The organism is Rugamonas rivuli (assembly GCF_009380165.1).
GTDB classification, from domain to species: domain Bacteria; phylum Pseudomonadota; class Gammaproteobacteria; order Burkholderiales; family Burkholderiaceae_D; genus Rugamonas; species Rugamonas rivuli.
Map to the genome: position 1 here is coordinate 938,584 of NZ_WHUF01000003.1, position 17,108 is coordinate 955,691.

16 protein-coding genes are annotated in these 17,108 nt (G+C 63.7%); 3 read left to right on the top strand and 13 right to left on the bottom strand.

All coding sequences use genetic code 11. The features are described 5' to 3' along the window. Window positions 1–236: 236 nt before the first annotated feature. Window positions 237–4,010 (top strand): methionine synthase, encoded by a 3,774-nt coding sequence (metH, locus tag GEV01_RS14630; RefSeq protein ID WP_152805742.1) that lies wholly within the window; start codon window positions 237–239, stop codon window positions 4,008–4,010. A gap of 4 nt (window positions 4,011–4,014) precedes the next feature. Here the strand turns inward: metH and GEV01_RS14635 are convergent, their stop codons facing one another. Beyond that, window positions 4,015–4,665: a hypothetical protein gene (locus tag GEV01_RS14635; RefSeq protein WP_152805417.1), complete on the bottom strand. Its 651-nt coding sequence runs from the start codon at window positions 4,663–4,665 to the stop codon at window positions 4,015–4,017. Between the two features lie 104 nt (window positions 4,666–4,769). Between GEV01_RS14635 and GEV01_RS14640 the strand changes: the two genes are divergently transcribed. Continuing rightward, complete coding sequence (locus tag GEV01_RS14640) at window positions 4,770–5,006, top strand: hypothetical protein (RefSeq protein WP_217428396.1); 237 nt, start codon at window positions 4,770–4,772, stop codon at window positions 5,004–5,006. Here GEV01_RS14640 and GEV01_RS14645 read toward each other — a convergent pair. From GEV01_RS14645 to GEV01_RS14660, 4 genes are read right to left on the bottom strand one after another with little or no spacing between them, the layout of a single operon-like run. After that, window positions 4,998–5,216 carry a DUF7661 family protein gene (locus GEV01_RS14645; protein ID WP_152805422.1) on the bottom strand — a complete coding sequence of 73 codons (219 nt, stop codon included), beginning with the start codon at window positions 5,214–5,216 and terminating at the stop codon, window positions 4,998–5,000. The two genes, GEV01_RS14640 and GEV01_RS14645, sit on opposite strands and share 9 nt — an antisense overlap. Then, window positions 5,213–5,434, bottom strand: coding sequence for a DUF6434 domain-containing protein (locus tag GEV01_RS14650; RefSeq protein WP_235914356.1), 222 nt, complete (start codon window positions 5,432–5,434; stop codon window positions 5,213–5,215). Before GEV01_RS14650 ends, GEV01_RS14645 begins: the two co-directional genes overlap by 4 nt. Continuing rightward, window positions 5,431–6,744: an ABC transporter permease gene (locus GEV01_RS14655; protein ID WP_152805425.1), complete on the bottom strand. Its 1,314-nt coding sequence runs from the start codon at window positions 6,742–6,744 to the stop codon at window positions 5,431–5,433. The genes GEV01_RS14650 and GEV01_RS14655 overlap by 4 nt, the downstream gene beginning before the upstream one ends. Before the next feature lie 10 nt (window positions 6,745–6,754). After that, window positions 6,755–7,696, bottom strand: a complete 942-nt coding sequence (locus tag GEV01_RS14660; RefSeq protein WP_152805428.1) for an ABC transporter ATP-binding protein — start codon at window positions 7,694–7,696, stop codon at window positions 6,755–6,757. Window positions 7,697–7,845: 149 nt separating this feature from the next. Between GEV01_RS14660 and GEV01_RS14665 the strand changes: the two genes are divergently transcribed. Further along, window positions 7,846–8,223 (top strand): SPW repeat protein, encoded by a 378-nt coding sequence (locus GEV01_RS14665; protein ID WP_152805431.1) that lies wholly within the window; start codon window positions 7,846–7,848, stop codon window positions 8,221–8,223. Between the two features lie 30 nt (window positions 8,224–8,253). Here GEV01_RS14665 and GEV01_RS14670 read toward each other — a convergent pair whose 3' ends face one another. The 8 genes from GEV01_RS14670 to rsmB form a co-directional block, all read right to left on the bottom strand. Beyond that, a complete protein-coding gene (locus GEV01_RS14670; RefSeq protein WP_152805435.1) occupies window positions 8,254–9,534 on the bottom strand; it encodes an EAL and HDOD domain-containing protein in 1,281 nt (426 codons plus the stop codon). A gap of 88 nt (window positions 9,535–9,622) precedes the next feature. Beyond that, the gene (locus GEV01_RS14675; RefSeq protein ID WP_152805437.1) at window positions 9,623–10,396 is read right to left on the bottom strand and encodes a class II glutamine amidotransferase; all 774 of its coding nucleotides are present in this window, start codon (window positions 10,394–10,396) and stop codon (window positions 9,623–9,625) included. A 53-nt stretch (window positions 10,397–10,449) separates the two neighbouring features. Further along, window positions 10,450–10,707: a BTH_I0359 family protein gene (locus GEV01_RS14680; RefSeq protein ID WP_020704859.1), complete on the bottom strand. Its 258-nt coding sequence runs from the start codon at window positions 10,705–10,707 to the stop codon at window positions 10,450–10,452. Window positions 10,708–10,818: 111 nt separating this feature from the next. Beyond that, window positions 10,819–11,193 carry a GTPase gene (locus GEV01_RS14685; protein ID WP_328595523.1) on the bottom strand — a complete coding sequence of 125 codons (375 nt, stop codon included), beginning with the start codon at window positions 11,191–11,193 and terminating at the stop codon, window positions 10,819–10,821. 49 nt (window positions 11,194–11,242) lie between these two features. Beyond that, window positions 11,243–11,956, bottom strand: a complete 714-nt coding sequence (locus GEV01_RS14690) for a response regulator (RefSeq protein ID WP_008445040.1) — start codon at window positions 11,954–11,956, stop codon at window positions 11,243–11,245. 63 nt (window positions 11,957–12,019) lie between these two features. After that, a complete protein-coding gene (locus GEV01_RS14695) occupies window positions 12,020–14,314 on the bottom strand; it encodes a sensor histidine kinase (protein WP_328595524.1) in 2,295 nt (764 codons plus the stop codon). Beyond that, entirely contained in the window at window positions 14,315–14,968 is a 654-nt protein-coding gene (locus tag GEV01_RS14700) for a DUF4390 domain-containing protein (protein ID WP_152805441.1), read from the bottom strand. Next, on the bottom strand, window positions 14,961–16,364 hold the full coding sequence (rsmB, locus tag GEV01_RS14705; RefSeq protein ID WP_152805442.1) for a 16S rRNA (cytosine(967)-C(5))-methyltransferase RsmB: 1,404 nt from the start codon (window positions 16,362–16,364) through the stop codon (window positions 14,961–14,963). Before rsmB ends, GEV01_RS14700 begins: the two co-directional genes overlap by 8 nt. Window positions 16,365–17,108: the final 744 nt, after the last annotated feature.

The window sequence follows — 17,108 nt, forward strand, 5'->3', positions numbered from 1 at the left end:
ATTCTCTCGACACCATGTTGCAGGCGGATTGCGCACTGTAGCGCCTGCGTATCGCTATGTGTCGCAAAGCTGCGTGATGTAAAAACAGGCAAATTTGGCAGATTGTTGCTGCGTCGCAGCAGTCTTCTGAAGCAAATTCCGTGATGCCGTATAATTTTAGACCGTCGGCAACTCCCGTCGCGCTCGTCCACGACCTCAGAAAGTTATAAATGAACAACAACGTGTCCCGCCCCGTCATGTCCAAGACCGATGCCCAGCTGCGTGAGATCCTCGCACGCCGCATCATGATCCTCGACGGCGCGATGGGCACCATCATCCAGCAGTACAAGCTGGATGAAACCGCATACCGCGGCGGCCCCAACGGCCGTTTCATCGATTTCGCCGCCCCCGCAGACTCCGGCGCGCGCGAGCTGTTCGTCAAGGGTAACAACGAGCTGCTGACGCTGACCCAGCCGCACGTGATCCAGGAGATCCACGAGCGCTACCTGGCCGGCGGCGCCGACCTGATCGAAACCAACACCTTCGGCGCCACCACCATCGCGCAGGACGACTATCACATGGGCCACTTGGCCTACGAGATGAACGTGCAAGCGGCCAAGCTGGCGCGCGCCGCCTGCGACAAGTACAGCAGCGCCGACAAGCCGCGCTTCGTGGCCGGCGCGCTCGGGCCGACGCCGAAGACCGCGTCGATCTCGCCGGACGTGAACGACCCCGCCGCCCGCAACATCACCTTCGACCAGCTGGTCGACGCCTACCACCAGCAGACCAAGGGCCTGATCGAAGGCGGCGTCGACGTGCTGCTGGTCGAAACCATCTTCGACACGCTGAACTGCAAGGCCGCGCTGTTCGCCATCGACAAATTCTACGAAGAGAACCCGGACCAACCGCGCCTGCCGCTGATGATCTCCGGCACCGTCACCGACGCCTCCGGCCGCATCCTGTCCGGCCAGACCGTGCCGGCCTTCTGGAACTCGGTGCGCCACGCCAAGCCGCTGACCATCGGCCTCAATTGCGCGCTGGGCGCGGCGCTGATGCGCCCTTACGCCGAAGAGCTGTCGCAGATCGCCGATACCTTTGTCTGCATCTACCCGAACGCCGGCCTGCCCAACCCGATGAGCGACACCGGCTTCGACGAGCTGCCGGCCGACACCTCGGCGCTGCTGAAGGAGTTCGCTGAAGCGGGCTTCATCAACATCGCCGGCGGCTGCTGCGGCACCACGCCGGACCACATCAAGGCCATCGGCGAGATCCTCGCCAAGGTCACGCCGCGCACCGTGCCGAAAGTGCCGGTGGCGCAGCGCCTGTCCGGCCTGGAGCCGTTCACCATTGACGACGACTCGCTGTTCGTCAACGTCGGCGAGCGCACCAACGTCACCGGCTCCAAGGCCTTCGCCCGCATGATCCTGAACGAGCAGTACGACGAAGCGCTCAGCGTGGCCCGCCAGCAGGTGGAAAACGGCGCCCAGGTCATCGACATCAACATGGACGAGGCGATGCTCGATTCGCTGGCGGCCATGACGCGCTTCCTGAACCTGATCGCCTCGGAACCGGACATCTCCCGCGTGCCCATCATGATCGACTCGTCGAAATGGTCGGTGATCGAAGCGGGCCTGAAGTGCGTGCAGGGCAAGTCCATCGTCAACTCGATCTCGATGAAGGAAGGCGAGGAAGAGTTCATCCGCCAGGCCAAGCTTTGCCGCAGCTACGGCGCCGCCGTCATCGTCATGGCCTTCGACGAAAAAGGCCAGGCCGACACCTTCGAACGCAAGATCGAAATCTGCGAACGCGCCTACAAGCTGCTGGTGAACACCGTCGGCTTCCCGCCGGAAGACATCATCTTCGACCCGAACATCTTCGCCATCGCCACCGGCATCGAAGAGCACAACAACTACGCGGTGGACTTCATCAACGCCACCCGCTGGATCAAGGACAACCTGCCGCACGCGAAGATCTCGGGCGGCGTATCCAACGTCTCGTTCTCCTTCCGCGGCAACGACCCGGCGCGTGAAGCGATCCACACTGTGTTCCTGTACCACGCCATCAAGGCCGGCATGACCATGGGTATCGTCAACGCCGGCATGGTCGGCGTGTATGACGACCTGCCGGCCGAGCTGCGCGAACGCGTCGAGGACGTGGTGCTGAACCGCCGCGAGGACGCCACCGAACGCATGATCGACATCGCCGGCACCTTGAAGGCCGGCGCCGGCAAGCAGGATGCGCAGAATCTGGAGTGGCGCAACGCGCCGGTCGAGAAGCGCCTGGCGCACGCGCTGGTGCACGGCATCACCCAGTTCATCACCGACGACACCGAAGAGATGCGCCAGCAGGTATTGGCTGCCAACGGCCGTCCTATCCACGTGATCGAAGGCCCGCTGATGGACGGCATGAACATCGTCGGCGACCTGTTCGGACAGGGCAAGATGTTCCTGCCGCAGGTGGTCAAATCGGCGCGCGTGATGAAGCAGGCCGTGGCCCACCTGATCCCGTACATCGAGGAAGAGAAGAAGGCCGAGGAAGCGCGCACCGGCATCGTCGCCAAACCGAAGGGCAAGATCGTCATCGCCACCGTCAAGGGCGACGTGCACGACATCGGCAAGAACATCGTCTCGGTGGTCCTGCAGTGTAATAACTTCGAAGTAGTGAACATGGGCGTGATGGTGCCCTGCTCCGAGATCCTGGCGCGCGCCAAGCTGGAAAACGCCGACATCATCGGCCTGTCCGGCCTGATCACGCCGTCGCTGGAAGAGATGGCCCACGTGGCCAAGGAAATGCAGCGCGACGAACACTTCCGCATGATGAAGATCCCGCTGCTGATCGGCGGCGCCACCACCAGCCGCGCCCACACGGCCGTCAAGATCGCCCACAACTACGAGGGTCCGGTGGTGTACGTGCCGGATGCGTCGCGTTCCGTGTCGGTGGCGCAGTCGCTGCTGACGCCGGAGAGCCGCCAGCAGTACATCGACGAGATCGAGCAGGATTATGTGCGCATCCGCGAGCAGCACGCCAACAAGAAGGCGCTGCCGATGCTGTCGCTGAAGGACGCGCGCGCCAACAAGATGGTGGTGCCGTTCACCGGCGCGGCCGCGCCGGTCAAGCCGAAGTTCATCGGCCGCCGCGAGTTCAAGAACGTCGACCTGGCCACCATCGCCAAGTACATCGACTGGGGTCCGTTCTTCCAGACCTGGGACCTGGCCGGCCCTTTCCCTGCCATCCTGACCGATGAAGTGGTCGGCGAAGCGGCGACCAAGGTGTACGCAGAAGGCCAGGCGCTGCTGAAGAAGCTGATCGACGGCCGCTGGCTGACCGCCAACGGCGTGATCTCGCTGCTGCCGGCCAACAGCGTCAACGACGACGACATCGAGATCTACACCGACGACACGCGCGGCACCGTCGACTTCACCTACTACGGCCTGCGCCAGCAAGGCGTCAAGCCGGTGGTGGACGGCGTGCAGCGGCCCAACCAGTGCCTGGCCGACTTCATCGCGCCCAAGGAATCGGGCATCAAGGACTACATCGGCATGTTCGCCGTAACGGCGGGCCTGGGCATCGAGAAGTACGAGAAGCGCTTCGAGGATGCGCATGACGACTACTCGTCGATCATGCTCAAGTCCTTGGCCGACCGTCTGGCCGAAGCCTTCGCCGAATACCTGCACGAGCGCGTGCGGACCGACCTGTGGGGCTATGCGCCGACCGAGGCGCTGAGCAACGACGACATGATCGCCGAGAAGTATGTGGGTATCCGTCCGGCGCCAGGCTACCCGGCCTGCCCGGAGCACACCGTCAAGCGCGAGATGTTCGACACCATGCAGGCCGAGGATATCGGCATGGTGCTGACCGAATCGTTCGCCATGTATCCTGGCGCGGCGGTGTCGGGCTTCTACTTCGCGCACCCTGAATCGAAGTACTTCGTGGTCGGGAAGATCGGCGAGGATCAGTTGAACGACATGGCTGCGCGCCGCAAGGTGGACAAGGCCGATATGGAGCGCTGGCTGGCCCCTAACCTGTCCTGATGTTTTACTGCGCGGCCATCGTCTCGGTGGCCGCCGCCGTGTTCGCGCCGGACGCGGCCTGCGCCTGGGCCAGCAGCCGGCTATCTGGCGGCAGGCTGGCCTGGAACAGCTTGTAGGCTTCGGCCGTCAGCGCCACAAAGGCGTTCTGGTGTTCCAGCAGCTGGGCCGTCATCCATTCCCAGCCTTCGTCGGTTTCGTGCAGCCATACCATGCCATCCGGGAAGGAAGTCGGTATCGCGTCGATCGGCGCCTGCACGGCGATCTGGCTTTGCGGCCCCCACAGAAAATCCGGCGGCAGTTCGCGCCGCCAGCCGTGGCCGTTCTTTTCAGCGTAGATGTGATTGTGACGGAAGGTCAGATCGACCACTTCGCGCTCGGTCATCACGTCGTCGGCAGATTCGATCCAGCAGTGGTAGGCGCCGCCGGCGGGGTTGGAGAAGGCATTGTTGTCCATCATGCGCATCAACTCGCCGCCGCCGCAATCGACAGCGGCCAGGCCCGCCACCGGCCGGTACACCCGCCCCAGTACGATGCTGATCAGGTTGGAGCCGACGATGGCGTAAACATGGCACAACGAACAGTATTGTTCGGGATAGTACTGGCGAACCACCTGGTTCACGCAGTGCGCGATCAGAGCCCGGACGGATTGAGGCATTCAAAAACTCACGAAAACGATTTGTATCCTTATGTATCGGATTGATTTACGGAAACTTTAGGTCAATGTTCAGCTCGGTTTGGCTTAAATCAAGGATATCTGCAATGGATGTAGTGATGCGAAAAGAGATAGCTCAGGAAGTGCTTTCCATGCTTGAGGCACAGTCAAAAGAACTGAATAATTCGCTCATCCGGGTGCGGGAAGCCTGCAGCGAGGAGGAGTTCGACGCTTACCGGGAAGAGATAGGAAAAATCATGGGGGCGATGTATCTCGACATCATGAAGCCGATACACAGGAAGTATCCAGAACTCGAACCTGCAGAGTTGCGCCTGTCACGATAGCTGCACCGCCTTGCAATTTCGAGGCGTAGCATTTTCATGATAGAGGTCGGCCAGATACTCGCACAGCTCATGCTCGGCGACGTCGCCTGGGACGATGAAATCTGCCGGCCGGCGCTTGCCGTCGGCCCCAAGGTAGAAGGCACGCCAAGCCCCCGCTGTGCCGGTGATCGCTATAAACTTTCCGAAAATATTAAACCTGAATTCCTTCATGCCCGCCCCCGCTCGCGGCGGCGCGTCCATTCATCCGCCACGTCGCCCATATTCTTCGCGGCACCGCTGCGCACCCAGGCCATCAGCTCACGGTCGAACTTGAAATCCGGTCCGCACTGGCCGGAAAGAAAGCGGCGCACGTTTTGCGTGTTCCGATAGTCCGCATCAATTTCAGTCGCCCGCGAAATTTCCGCACCATGCCAGTCGAATTTCATCATTTCTGATCCCGTAAGAATTTCCAGCCCGCGATGCCGCCAAACACCACGGCAAACGCCAGCTGCACAGCGATCGGCTGCAGCGCACCATCGAGGCCCAGGCCGCGCCACGTGACGGCATCGAAACCGTCGACCGCCCAGCGCGTCGGCACCACCAGCGTGGCCTGCTGCACCCAGGCCGGGAACACGAACGACGGCACCCACGCCCCGCCCAGCATCACCATGATCAGCGTGGCGAAGGTGGCGATGCCGCGCGCCGCTTCCGGCGTCTTGCCAAAGGCGGCGATCAGCAGGCCGAACGCCGCGGTCATCAGCGAGAAGCTGGCGGCCATGCCGAGGAAGCCGGGCAAACTGCTGATCTGTACCTTGAAGATCAGCATGGCGCAGACGAACATCGAGCACATCAGCGCCATGGCGATGATGGCGCCCGACACGGCGCGGCCGCTCAGCACCGTGGCCAGCGACACCGGCGCCGCCAGCAGGCGGTTCCAGACGCCGGTACGACGCGCCAGCAAAATGCCGACACCCATGTCGATGCCCATGAACAGGATGAACTGCACGCCCATGCCGGCAAACGAATGCGCATAGCCGTTGTACTTGGGACCGCTGCTGAGCGCCTGATCCTGCGTGGTGTAAGGCATGGTCATGCCGACCGGCGCATCGGCCGGCGCCGGCTTGCCCTCGGCCTTGGCGGCGGCTTCCTTGCCGGCGTCGTCGGCGGCGCGCTGGTCCTGGAATTTCTTCAGGCTGGTGAGGAACTCGCTCAACGGGGCCTTGGCGGGATCGCCGGCGGCTTCGGCGCGCAGTTCGGCCAGCTGCTTCTCCGTGGTCAGGTTGCCCTTGGGGCCCATGGCGGCGGCGCTGGTCACCTGCATCACCTGCTGCGTCAGCAAGCCCTTCACCATGGCCAGCATGGTCGATTGCGAAGGATCGTAGTAGACCGGCAGCTCCGGCTTGTTGCGGCCGCTGAACAGCGCGCCGGCGGCGGCATCGCCGAAGCCGGCCGGTATCACCACCGCCACCGACAGCTTGCCATGCCGCACCCGGTCCTGGGCCTCGGCGTCGCTCAGATCGATGATGGTCAGGGCGCTGTCGGCTTTCAGGCCGGCGGCGATTTTCTTGCCGCTGTCGGACTGGTCCAGCTGCACCAGGCCGACTTCGATCTTGCTGGTCTTGGCTTCGGAGCCGCCGCCGAACAGCGAACCGAAGAAGGCCGCCAGGATGACCGGCATCAGCAGGTGCAGCATCAGCGCGCGCTTGTCGTTGATATAGAGGATCAAGTCCTTGCGGACCAGGGCGATCAATGCAGTCATGGTGTTCCTATCAGTCGCGCAGGCTGCGGCCGGTCAGGTTGAGGAAGATGTTTTCCAGCGAAGTCTTGGCGGTGGCGAAGTGCAGCAGCGGCGTGCCCTGCTGCGCCAGCCAGGCCAGCACGGCCGGCGCATGGACGGCGTCGGCCAGGCCGATGTCGAGCGCGTTGCCCTCGCCCTGCACGCCGGTCACGCCGGGCTGGGCCTGCACGCCGGACAGCAGCGCGGCCGACGGCACGGCGGCCAGCTCGGCGCGCAGCGCGGCCTGGGCCGGCAGGCGGCGGTACAGCGCGGCCGGGGTTTCGTCGGCCAGCACCTTGCCGTGGTCGATGATGACGATGTGGTCGGCCAGCCGCTCCACTTCCTCCATGTAGTGGCTGGTGTAGATCAGCGAACGGCCTTGCGTCTTCAGCGTTTCCAGCGTGTCGAAGATGGCGTTGCGGCTTTGCGGATCGACGCCCACGGTCGGCTCGTCGAGGATCAGCAGCTGCGGGTCGTGCAGCAGCGCGGCGGCGATGTTGAGGCGGCGCTTCATGCCGCCCGAGAAGGTGGCCGGCTTGTCCTGCGCGCGGTCGGCCAGGTTGACCAGCGCCAGCGCCTGATCGCAGCGCTGCTTCAGCGGTGCGCCCTTGAGGCCGTACAGCGCGCCGAACAGCTTGAGGTTTTCCAGCGACGACAGGTCTTCATACAGCGCCAGGTCCTGCGGCACGAAGCCGATCTTGCGCTTGGCCTCGCTGGGGCCATGGCCGATGGTGACGCCGTCCATGACGATGCTGCCGCTGTCGCTGCGCAGCAGGCCGCAGATCATGCTGACGGTGGTCGACTTGCCGGCGCCGTTGGGGCCGATCAGGCCGACGGTCTGGCCCTGCTGCACCTGGAAGGACACGCCGTCCACCGCCTTGCGCGCGCCGTAGGATTTGGAGACCTGATTCACGCTGAGTAGTACCGAAGCCATAGCCGCCCTGTTGAGTATTCGATAAGCGGCAAGCATAGCGTCGCGATACATAAATGGCAAGTTGCCTGTCCCGGCGGTGAACTTTTGCGTTGTTGCGGGGCCTAAGAAGTGAATGCCGCCATCCGGGCGGCCTGACTAGGGAGGCGCATATGGCAACCAATCCGTCCGTCAAACGCTGGCAGGACCAGCTGATCCTGCTGCTGGGGCTGTGGTTCTTTATTTCACCGTGGGTGTTTGCGTATCCGATCCCGTCGATCCAGGCGTGGACCGCGTTCATCTCCGGCGCGGTGGTGGCGCTGCTGGCCGCGTTCGATCTGTACAAGACCTACTTCTGGGCCGTGGTGCTCAATCTGCTGGTGGGGATATGGGTTGCGATTTCACCGTGGGTGCTGAAAATCGCCGACAACCGCGAGCTGATGTGGAACTCGGTCGTGGTGGGCATCGCGGTCGTGGTGCTGGCGCTGTGGGAAATGCGCACCGATCCCGAGCTGCACAAGCACTGGCCGGGCGCGGGCCACGCAACCTGAGGTGACGTCAGCCCGGCCCGCCGTGGTGCGTTACAGCGCGTAGCGCACCACGTTGTCGCTCCACTCGAAGGCGGCCATTTCCAGTTCCACCAGTTCGTCGGTGGACATGGCGAGGTCGCGCAGTGTCGGCACGATGTGGTCGTCCATTTCCTCGATGCGCTCGATGCATTCGGCCAGCTTGAGCAGGTCGCCGAAGAAGCCGCCGCGATACAGCAGCGCTTCCGACACTTCCTCGTTGACCGGGATCTGCGCCAGGATTTCGGACATCGGTATGCCGAACAGCGTGTCCATCAGCGACATGATGCCGACCGTGAACGCGATATCGGCCGAGTGGCGCTGGCTCGGGCGCAGCTTGCCGGCCAACAGCTCCAGCAGGCGGCCGCGCGTGGTGGCCAGCATCAGCAGCGGCGTCATGCTGTGGCCGCGCTTGCTCGGTTCGGCATACAGCATGATCTGGAGCCAGCGTTGCAGCTGGCGGCGGCCCAGTATCGTCACGGCCTGGCTCAGCGAGTCGATGCGCTGGCGCGCGCCGACGGCCGGCGTGTTCACCAGGCGCAGCAGGTTCAGCGCCAGCGACACGTCGCGCTTGATGGCGCGCTCGATTTCCTGGTTGTCCGCCTCGGACGTCACCAGTGTCATCAGCTCCATCACCGCCAGCTGCGACGGCGACAGCTTCTTGCCGCTCATGATGACGGGCTTGGAGAAGTAATAGCCCTGGAAGTAGTCGAAGCCCAGGTCCAGGCAGTTCTTGAATTCTTCGCGGGTCTCGACCTTTTCCGCCACCAGCTTCTTCTGCTCCTGGCGGAAGCGCGGGGCCAGCTTCATCAGCGTGGCCAGCGGCAGGTTGCGCAAGTCCATCTTGACGTAGTCGACCAGCGGCAGCAGCGCCGCCACGTTGGCCGATTCGCCGGTGACGTCGTCCAGCGCGAAACGGAAGCCGTGGCCGGCCAACTCCGTCATGCGCGCCAGCAGCGGCGGCGTCAGCGGCAGGGTTTCGGCGACCTCCAGCACCACTTTTTCGCGCGGCAGGAAGGGGAAGATGTCGGTCATGAGGACGTCGGCATCCACGTTGACGAAGCCCAGGGCGTCGCCGATGGTCTTTTCCATGCCCAGCTGCGAGGCATGGGCGATCACCGCCGCCGTCGCCGCCAGCTCGTTGGTGACGTTGGCCGGACCCACCGGAGCGTTGCGGAAAAGCAACTCGTAGCCGAACAGGGTCTGGTTACGGTCCAGGATGGGCTGGCGCCCCAGATAGAATTCGCGCACGCGCAGATTCCGGGGACCGGTATCGTGTAGGGAGAGATCGATCATTGCTTCTATCAGTACAAAACATGGGGCTGATATTTCGCCGTACTAATATTTTGACAGCAATATCTGGCCCTGTCTTGGATAATTTGGCTCAGTCCCCGGCCTGCGGAACGCCGTCGATGAACAGTTTCAGCTCGCCGGCGCCGAAGGCCGTCCATTGCTCGTTGGTGGTCAGCGGCTGGGTGACGATGATGGCGACGCGGTCGTTGGGCGTGGTCACTTGAGAAAAATCGACGCTGACATCCTCGTCCGACAGGACGGCCTTGTCGAACGGGTGCTGGCGCACCAGGTAGAACAAGTTGGTCGAGCAATGGGCGAACAGCTCGCCGCCGGACGACAGCAGCATGTTGAACGTGCCATAGCCGGCGATCTCGCGCGTCAGGTCGGCCAGCGCGGCGCGCAGCTCGGCCAGCGGCGGGCGCTGCTCGCCGAAGCGGGCCCGCAGGTGCTGCAGGATGTAGCAGAACGCCTGTTCGCTGTCGGTATTGCCGACCGGGCGATAGGCGCCATTGAGCACCGGCGCGAATTCCTTCAGGTCGCCGTTGTGGGCGAACACCCAGTACTGGCCCCACAGCTCACGCACGAAGGGATGGCAATTCTCCAGCGCCACCTGGCCCTGCGTGGCCTTGCGGATATGGGCGATGACGTTGGTGGACTTGATCGGGTAGCGCTTGATCAGCTCGGCAATCGGCGAGGCGATCGCCGCCTGGTGGTCGACGAAGTGGCGCACGCCGGCGCCTTCGAAAAAGGCGATGCCCCAGCCGTCATGGTGGGTATCGGTCTGGCCGCCGCGCATGGCGAAGCCGGTAAAGCTGAACACAATGTCGGTCGGGACATTGCAGTTCATTCCTAGGAGTTGGCACATGGTCTGGTTCTCTGTTGTTACAGGCGAACCATACCATGCGCCGCGTGCTTTTTTTAGTGCAGCAGCACCGGATGGCTCATCAGCTCATCATAACTGCCCAAAAACTCGTCGATTTCCGCCATCGTCGGCTCGCCCGCGATCAACTCGTTGACGTCGCGGCGGAAGTTCTGCGCCAGGATGCCGTTGATGAAGATTTCGCGCTTGCCGCCTTTGTCGACGATTTCGTAGCCGCCGAAACGCAGCGCATCCAGGGTACGGTCGGCGCCGAATTCGACAACACTGTATTGCTCGCTGTTATAGATGAGGTTCATGTTGCTTCCTTTCACAAGGGGCGTAACACTACTCGGTTGCGCCTTCAGTACCGAAATGGGGCTGAAAGCGGACGATTCAAGGCCAAAAACAGGCCGATCAGCGGGCGGGGCTTAGGCCGCGATGTCGGGTTGCAACTCCAGCAACGCGCCGTAGGGCGCCTCGGACAACCAGGAACGCAGCAGTTCAAGGTGCTCGGCGGAAGCCAGACTGATGTAGAGCCGCGCCGGAGGACGGCGCAGCACGCGATTCAATGTTACTCGCAAAATGAGATTGCCGCTGCAATGGAGACAGCCTGGGGCAATACGCAACACTTGCGGTACGGGATCGAAGGGGATGGGGCCGTCGGCGGGGTCGAAGACCAGTGCCGGACAACCGTCCGACAGGCCTTCCAGGATAACGACGCTGGGCACGCCTGTTTCCAGGCGTGCGGCGATGGCGGTTTCGCGCTCGCGGGCGCGGGAGCCAATGACCAGCCAGGTCGGCACCGGCGCCCGTGATGGGGCTGCGCCGGCGGACTTGGGTCCGGTCACGGGCTCAGACGCCCTTTTTTGCGAGTTTGCCCGGCTCCACGCCCAATTGCTTGAGCTTGCGGTACAAGTGCGTGCGTTCCAGGCCGGTTTTCTCGGCCACGCGCGTCATGCTGCCGCCTTCGCGGCCCAGGTGGTGTTCGAAATACATGCGCTCGAAAGCGTCGCGCGCCTCGCGCAGCGGCAGGTCGAACGACAGGTTGAACATGTGGTTGTCGGCGCCGGCGATGGTGGCGCCGCCGCGCACGGCAATCGCCGCAGCCGGGTTGGGCTGGTTGAAGCCGGCGTTGGGCGCCTCCTCGGGCTGGGCCGCCGCCACCGGACGCGGCGCCAGCGCCGGCGCGCGCACCGTTTCCTGCGCGCGGGTCAGGCCTTGCTGGACCGCCTTCAGCAGTTTTTGCAGGGCGATCGGCTTTTCCAGGAAATTGAGCGCACCGATGCGGGTCGCCTCGACCGCCGTATCGATGGTCGCATGACCCGACATCATAATCACCGGCATGGTCAGCAGACCGTCGCGCTGCCACTCCTTGAGCAGCGTGACGCCGTCGGTATCCGGCATCCAGATATCGAGCAGCACCAGGTCGGGCGCACCGCCGGCCCGCGCCTCACGCGCCTGCTGGGCGTTTTCCGCCAGTTGTATCGCATGTCCTTCGTCGCTCAAGATTTCCGAGAGCAACTCACGGATACCCATTTCATCGTCCACTACCAGAATGTTTGCCATCTTCCCTTGCCTTCCTCATTTCGCCAGCTCATGGCCGGCAATGATTTTTCTAATCCGTGCTACTCAGGTAATTTGCATCGCCGGTGCTAACTTTAACAGCAAAATCACTACCGACGCGCCACTTCTATCGACATGGTTCTGGATATCGATCCTGCCCCCATGTTCATCGATAATTTTTTTCACCATCGCCAGCCCCAGGCCTGTGCCTTTGGCCTTCGAGGTGACATACGGTTCGAACGCCCGCGCCAGGATTTTCGGCGCGAATCCGGGGCCGTTGTCGGAGATCGCCAGCCGCACCGCCGTGCGCGTGCTGCCGTCCGCGCCCTGATAATGAATGGCTTCGCTGATCACGTCAATGTGCGGCTGCGGTGCGCCCGCCGGCAGCTCGGCCATCGCGTCCTGGGAATTCTGCAGCAGATTGTGGATGACCTGGCGCAGCTGGGTCGCATCGCCCATCACCAGCGGCAGGCCGGGGGCCAGTTGCGGGTGGATGATGTCGTCGCCCTCGCCGCGCAGGTACAGGTGCAGGATCTCCTCCACCAGCGCGTTCAGGTCCAGCGGCTCCAGCATGGCCGGCGGGGTCTTGGCATAGTCGCGGAAGTCGTCGACCATGCGCTTCATCGCCGCCACCTGGTTGACGATGGTGGCCGTGCCCTTGTTGAGCAGCTCGTTGTCGGCCGGCGCCAGCTTGCCTTCCAGCTTCATCTGCAGGCGCTCGGCCGACAGCTGGATAGGCGTCAGCGGATTCTTGATCTCGTGCGCCAGGCGGCGCGCCACCTCGCCCCAGGCGATCGAGCGCTGCGCCGAAATCACGTCGGAAATATCGTCGAACACCACCAGGTAGCCGCTGCCGCCGCCCTCGATCGGCAGGCGCGAGCCGCGCGTGAGCAGGGTCTGGTCGTTGTCGTCCAGCGCGGCGCTGCGGCGCGGCACCTCGATCTGGCGCTGCCAGTGCAGCCGCTGCAGGTTGCGCCCGGCCGCCGACTGCGCGCTCTGCGCCGCGAACGCCGCCACGATGGCGCCGCCGAATTCCTGCAAGCCTTCGATCTCGTCGAGCTTCTGGCCTATCATCGTCACGCCGGCCTGCTGCAGGATGCGCTCGACCGAGTCGTTGCAGCTGATCAGGTGGAACTCATGGTCCAGCACCATCACCCCGGCCGACATATTGGCCAGCACCGATTCCAGGTGGGTCTTGGCGTTTTGCAGCGCGGCGCGGTTGCGCTCGACCGCGCTGCGGGCGTCCGACAGCTGGCGCGTCATGGTGTTGAACGATTGCGTCAGCGTGCCCAGCTCGTCCGAGGTGGCGACGATGGGGCGCGGTGACAGGTCGCCCTCGGCCACCGCGCGCGTGCCCTCGGCCAGCAGCAGCAGCGGCTGGGCCAGGTCGCTGGCGATCAGGAAGGCACTGGCGATGGCGCCAAACACCGCCAGCAGCAGGGTCAGCGTCAGCGTCACGATGTACATCTTGCGCAGGCCGACGCGGGCCACGAAGCGTTCCTTGTAGTCCGAATAGGCGCTGCGGATGGTCTCGCCGTCGGCCGCCAGCTGCGCCGGCGCCAGCTGGATCAATTGCAGATAGCGCGGCGCCAGGTGGGTGCCGTTGGCCTGCACGAAGTCCGGGATGGCCATCACCACCCGCAGCCGCAGCTGGCTGGCGCTGTCCTGGGCGTTGACGGGGGCGTTGATCAGGTTGCTGCGCAGCTCGCTGCCGCCCTCGGGCGCGCCGTAGCCGCCGTCCTTGGCCTTGGCCATCATTTCGCGGGTTGGCAGGTCGGCGCTGAGGTTGCCGCTGCGGTTGGCGCGGGCGCTGATGATCAGGCCGCCATCGGCGTCGACGATGATGGCATTCTGCATGCCGCTGTGTTCCTTGACCAGGCCGGCCAGCGCGGCGCGCTCGGTGCCGTAGGGCCGTTCGGCCAGTTGCAGCACGGTCTTGTTGGCGGTCGCGCTCAAGTCCTTGAGCGCCGTGTCCAGGCCGGCGCGGCTGAGGTTGATGCCGGACTCCAGCGCCTCCTCGACCGGCACGTTGAACCACGATTCGATCGAATGGGAGACGAACTGCACCGACACCAGGAAGATCACCAGCCCCGGCAGCACGCCGATGGCGGCGAACAGCAGCACCAGCCGCGTCATCAGCTTGGAGCCGAACTTGCCGCTCTTGTAGCGCGCGTAGAGCCGGAACAGCGACACCGCCACCAGCAGCAGCAGCGCGCCGGCCACGGCCGCGTTCAAGCCCAGCAGCCAGGCGTAGTAGCGGTCGAAGAAGCCGGAATTGTCGGAGGCGGAGGCCAGCAGGAACAGCAGGATACTGATGAGGGCGCCGCCGACGACGGAAAAGTACCGCAAGGCCGTGCTCACTTACTCCGCCTTGTACTGGAAGATTTTCTTGTCGGACGCCAGGCGCCATTCGCTGCTGTTCAGGGCTGTGACCTTGAGCGGCTTGGACACATAGTTCGGGTCCAGCCCCATGCTCAGCTTGACGTTATAGGTCTTGCCCACCTCCAGCGCGCCGCGCGGCGCCACCAGCCAGCGGTTGGGGCTGCGGATCAGGAACAGCGCATCGTCCAGCGACGAGAAGGTCTGGCGCACATTGCCGTCGACCGTCACATGGTACTGGCGGGTCAGCACGTTGTAGTACAGGCTGATGGTCTGGCGCTTGACGATGGCTTTCTCGTCGAACCAGTACCAGCGCGGACGGGTGAATTCGATTTCGGTGGTGAAGTACAGGGTCACGCCGTACTGCAGCGTGTCCTCCATGTCGTGGGTCAGTTCGAAGCTGTATTTGGCGTTGAGCTTGTAGCCCTCGTCGCTGGCCTCGATCAGCCAGCGGCGGATTTCCACGCCGTCGGCGGCGTTCGCGGCCTGCGGCAGCACGCAGGCCAGTACCAGCAGCAGTTGTCCGATCAGGAGGCGAAAAAATCGTGATGTCACGTGGGGGCCGGTGCTCAAAAGGTCCGTCGGTAGCAAATGGGCAGCTAGGTTGGCAACTAAACAGGCAAAACGGTTACGCATTTTTCTGGAACAGCGCGTAGAACAAACCATCGTGATCCTGCCCTGCGCCACCGGCGGGGAGCAACTGGCCTGGCGCATCGAGCCGCACAGCCTGGTTTCGTACTGCAAACGCGGCTGCCTGCGCCTCCGATTCCTGCGGCCACAAGGAACATGTCACGAATAGCAATTTACCACCCGGTGCAAGCATCTGCCAAAGGTTGTCGAGGATTTTGGACGAAAGTGTTGCAAGTTGGAGCGTGTCGCCCTTGCGGCGCAGCCAGCGGATATCCGGGTGGCGACGCACGATGCCCGAGGCCGTGCACGGCACGTCGGCCAGGATGCGGTCGAACGGTTTGCCATCCCACCAGCCGGCGCTCTGGGCGTCGGCGGTGCGCAGCGTGGCCTGCTGGCCGAGCCGTTCCAGGTTCTCGCCGACCCGGGCCAGGCGCTTGGCGTCGGCGTCCAGCGCCGTCACGCTGGCGTCGGCCAGTTCCAGGATGTGACAAGTCTTGCCGCCGGGAGCGGCGCAGGCGTCGAGCACGCGCATGCCGTCCCGCACGTCCAGCAGCGGCGCGGCCAGCTGGGCGCCGGCGTCCTGCACCGACACCAGGCCGTCGCTGAAGCCGGGGATCAGCGTCACGCCGACCGGCTTGGCCAGCCGTACCGCATACGGCCCGATCTGGGTCGCCGCCATGCCGGCCGCTTCCAGAGTGGCCAGGTAGGCGGTCATCGTGGTCTTGCGGGCGTTGATGCGCAAGGTCAGCGGCGGCGCGCTGTTGCCGGTGGTGAGCACGCCCTGCCAGTCCTGCGGCCAGGCCGCCTTGGCGGCGTCGATCCACCATTGCGGGTAGTTCCACTTGGCCAGCGGCTGCAGCAGCGCGGTCTCCAGCAGCGCCTTGCGCTCACGCAGGAAGCGGCGCAGCACGGCGTTGACCATGCCCTTGGCGCGGGCGGTGTCCGGGTGGGCGTCGGCCGCCGTCACGGTCTGGTCGACCACGGTGAATTCTTCGTACGGCGAGACCTCGTCCGGCGCCGTCATCAGCGCCAGCGCGCAGGCCAGCAGGGCCGCCACCAGCGGCTCCGGTGCTTTCGGCGCCATCAGGCCGATCAGGGTTTCGCTCTGGCCCAACTGGCGCATGCAGCGGTAGGCGATGTCCTGCATCGCGCCGCGCGCCTGCGGAGTGGCCTCGCCCTTGGCCCAGACCTGGGCCAGCGCCTGCGGCAGATTGGTGCCGGTGCGGACCTGGGCCACCGCCTGGGCGGCGCCAATCAGGCTGTAGGCCAGCGAATCGGGCTTGAGGCCGGTCTGGAAGCTGGTTTGCAGCGCCGGCTTGAACTCTCGTGCATGGCTGGCGCGCAGCTTGGGCGCAGCCGCCTTGGCGGGGGACTTTAAGGAGAGCGTCGGACGCTTGTTCATATGCTAATTCCAGGTATTGCCGGCGGGCGTGATCGCGCAGTATACAGCAGTGCATATGACAAGGCGATGAAGACGATTGTAACGCTTGTAACCTTCGCGTCCCGATAGCGGGGACTGGGGGCAATAGATGGCTAGCGCTTCCTGTGTTTTCTCGGCGCCTTCTGGTTGCCGGATGCAGCAGGAATGTCTGCACGACTATGATGGGCAAAGGTGGCGATAGTAGCGGCGACCGACGTAACAAGCGACGTCGATAGACGGAAACTGTTTTTAAAGCCCTCGGAGAACGCGTTAAGCAGTCTGTTCTTCATTTCCGATCCTCCCATCCTTCGGCGATAAAGCGAAATGCGCCGCCCAACAACACGAACGCGCATAACACTGAGTCACCATAAACCAAATATAGTTCAAACTTTGTAATAAAGTCCAATATCTCCGCAGGGAAAAGGATGAATTCCATTCAAAAAATGAAGGAAGAAGGAAACTGCCCAGCCAACCAGAAAGAAGGAAGCGAAAATTACCCCGGTCCCCAACAAGTGACCGACCAGGCCGATCACCGATTCCGCATACGTCTTCCGGTGCTCATGCGGAAGATGCGATCTGAATCGTCGAAACATTGGCTCGTCCATTCCAGCTGGTTGTTCACAGCGACTATGGTTTTACTTTTTCAGTACTCCCCCTCTGTTTTGCGTCAACAATCGGGCTAGACTGTGCTGCCAGGCCCCGCCGTCCCGCTACGATGACCCGGCA

What these genes read in the sequence shown, in the direction of transcription:
- GEV01_RS14660 (WP_152805428.1), bottom strand. Translation starts at nt 7,696, where the DNA reads ATGGCTTCGGTACTACTCAGCGTGAATCAGGTCTCCAAATCCTACGGC.
- GEV01_RS14665 (WP_152805431.1), top strand. Translation starts at nt 7,846, where the DNA reads ATGGCAACCAATCCGTCCGTCAAACGCTGGCAGGACCAGCTGATCCTG.
- GEV01_RS14675 (WP_152805437.1), bottom strand. Translation starts at nt 10,396, where the DNA reads ATGTGCCAACTCCTAGGAATGAACTGCAATGTCCCGACCGACATTGTG.
- GEV01_RS14635 (WP_152805417.1), bottom strand. Translation starts at nt 4,665, where the DNA reads ATGCCTCAATCCGTCCGGGCTCTGATCGCGCACTGCGTGAACCAGGTG.
- GEV01_RS14650 (WP_235914356.1), bottom strand. Translation starts at nt 5,434, where the DNA reads ATGATGAAATTCGACTGGCATGGTGCGGAAATTTCGCGGGCGACTGAA.
- GEV01_RS14690 (WP_008445040.1), bottom strand. Translation starts at nt 11,956, where the DNA reads ATGGCAAACATTCTGGTAGTGGACGATGAAATGGGTATCCGTGAGTTG.
- GEV01_RS14700 (WP_152805441.1), bottom strand. Translation starts at nt 14,968, where the DNA reads ATGCGTAACCGTTTTGCCTGTTTAGTTGCCAACCTAGCTGCCCATTTG.
- GEV01_RS14640 (WP_217428396.1), top strand. Translation starts at nt 4,770, where the DNA reads ATGGATGTAGTGATGCGAAAAGAGATAGCTCAGGAAGTGCTTTCCATG.
- GEV01_RS14645 (WP_152805422.1), bottom strand. Translation starts at nt 5,216, where the DNA reads ATGAAGGAATTCAGGTTTAATATTTTCGGAAAGTTTATAGCGATCACC.
- GEV01_RS14670 (WP_152805435.1), bottom strand. Translation starts at nt 9,534, where the DNA reads ATGATCGATCTCTCCCTACACGATACCGGTCCCCGGAATCTGCGCGTG.
- GEV01_RS14680 (WP_020704859.1), bottom strand. Translation starts at nt 10,707, where the DNA reads ATGAACCTCATCTATAACAGCGAGCAATACAGTGTTGTCGAATTCGGC.
- rsmB (WP_152805442.1), bottom strand. Translation starts at nt 16,364, where the DNA reads ATGAACAAGCGTCCGACGCTCTCCTTAAAGTCCCCCGCCAAGGCGGCT.
- metH (WP_152805742.1), top strand. Translation starts at nt 237, where the DNA reads ATGTCCAAGACCGATGCCCAGCTGCGTGAGATCCTCGCACGCCGCATC.
- GEV01_RS14655 (WP_152805425.1), bottom strand. Translation starts at nt 6,744, where the DNA reads ATGACTGCATTGATCGCCCTGGTCCGCAAGGACTTGATCCTCTATATC.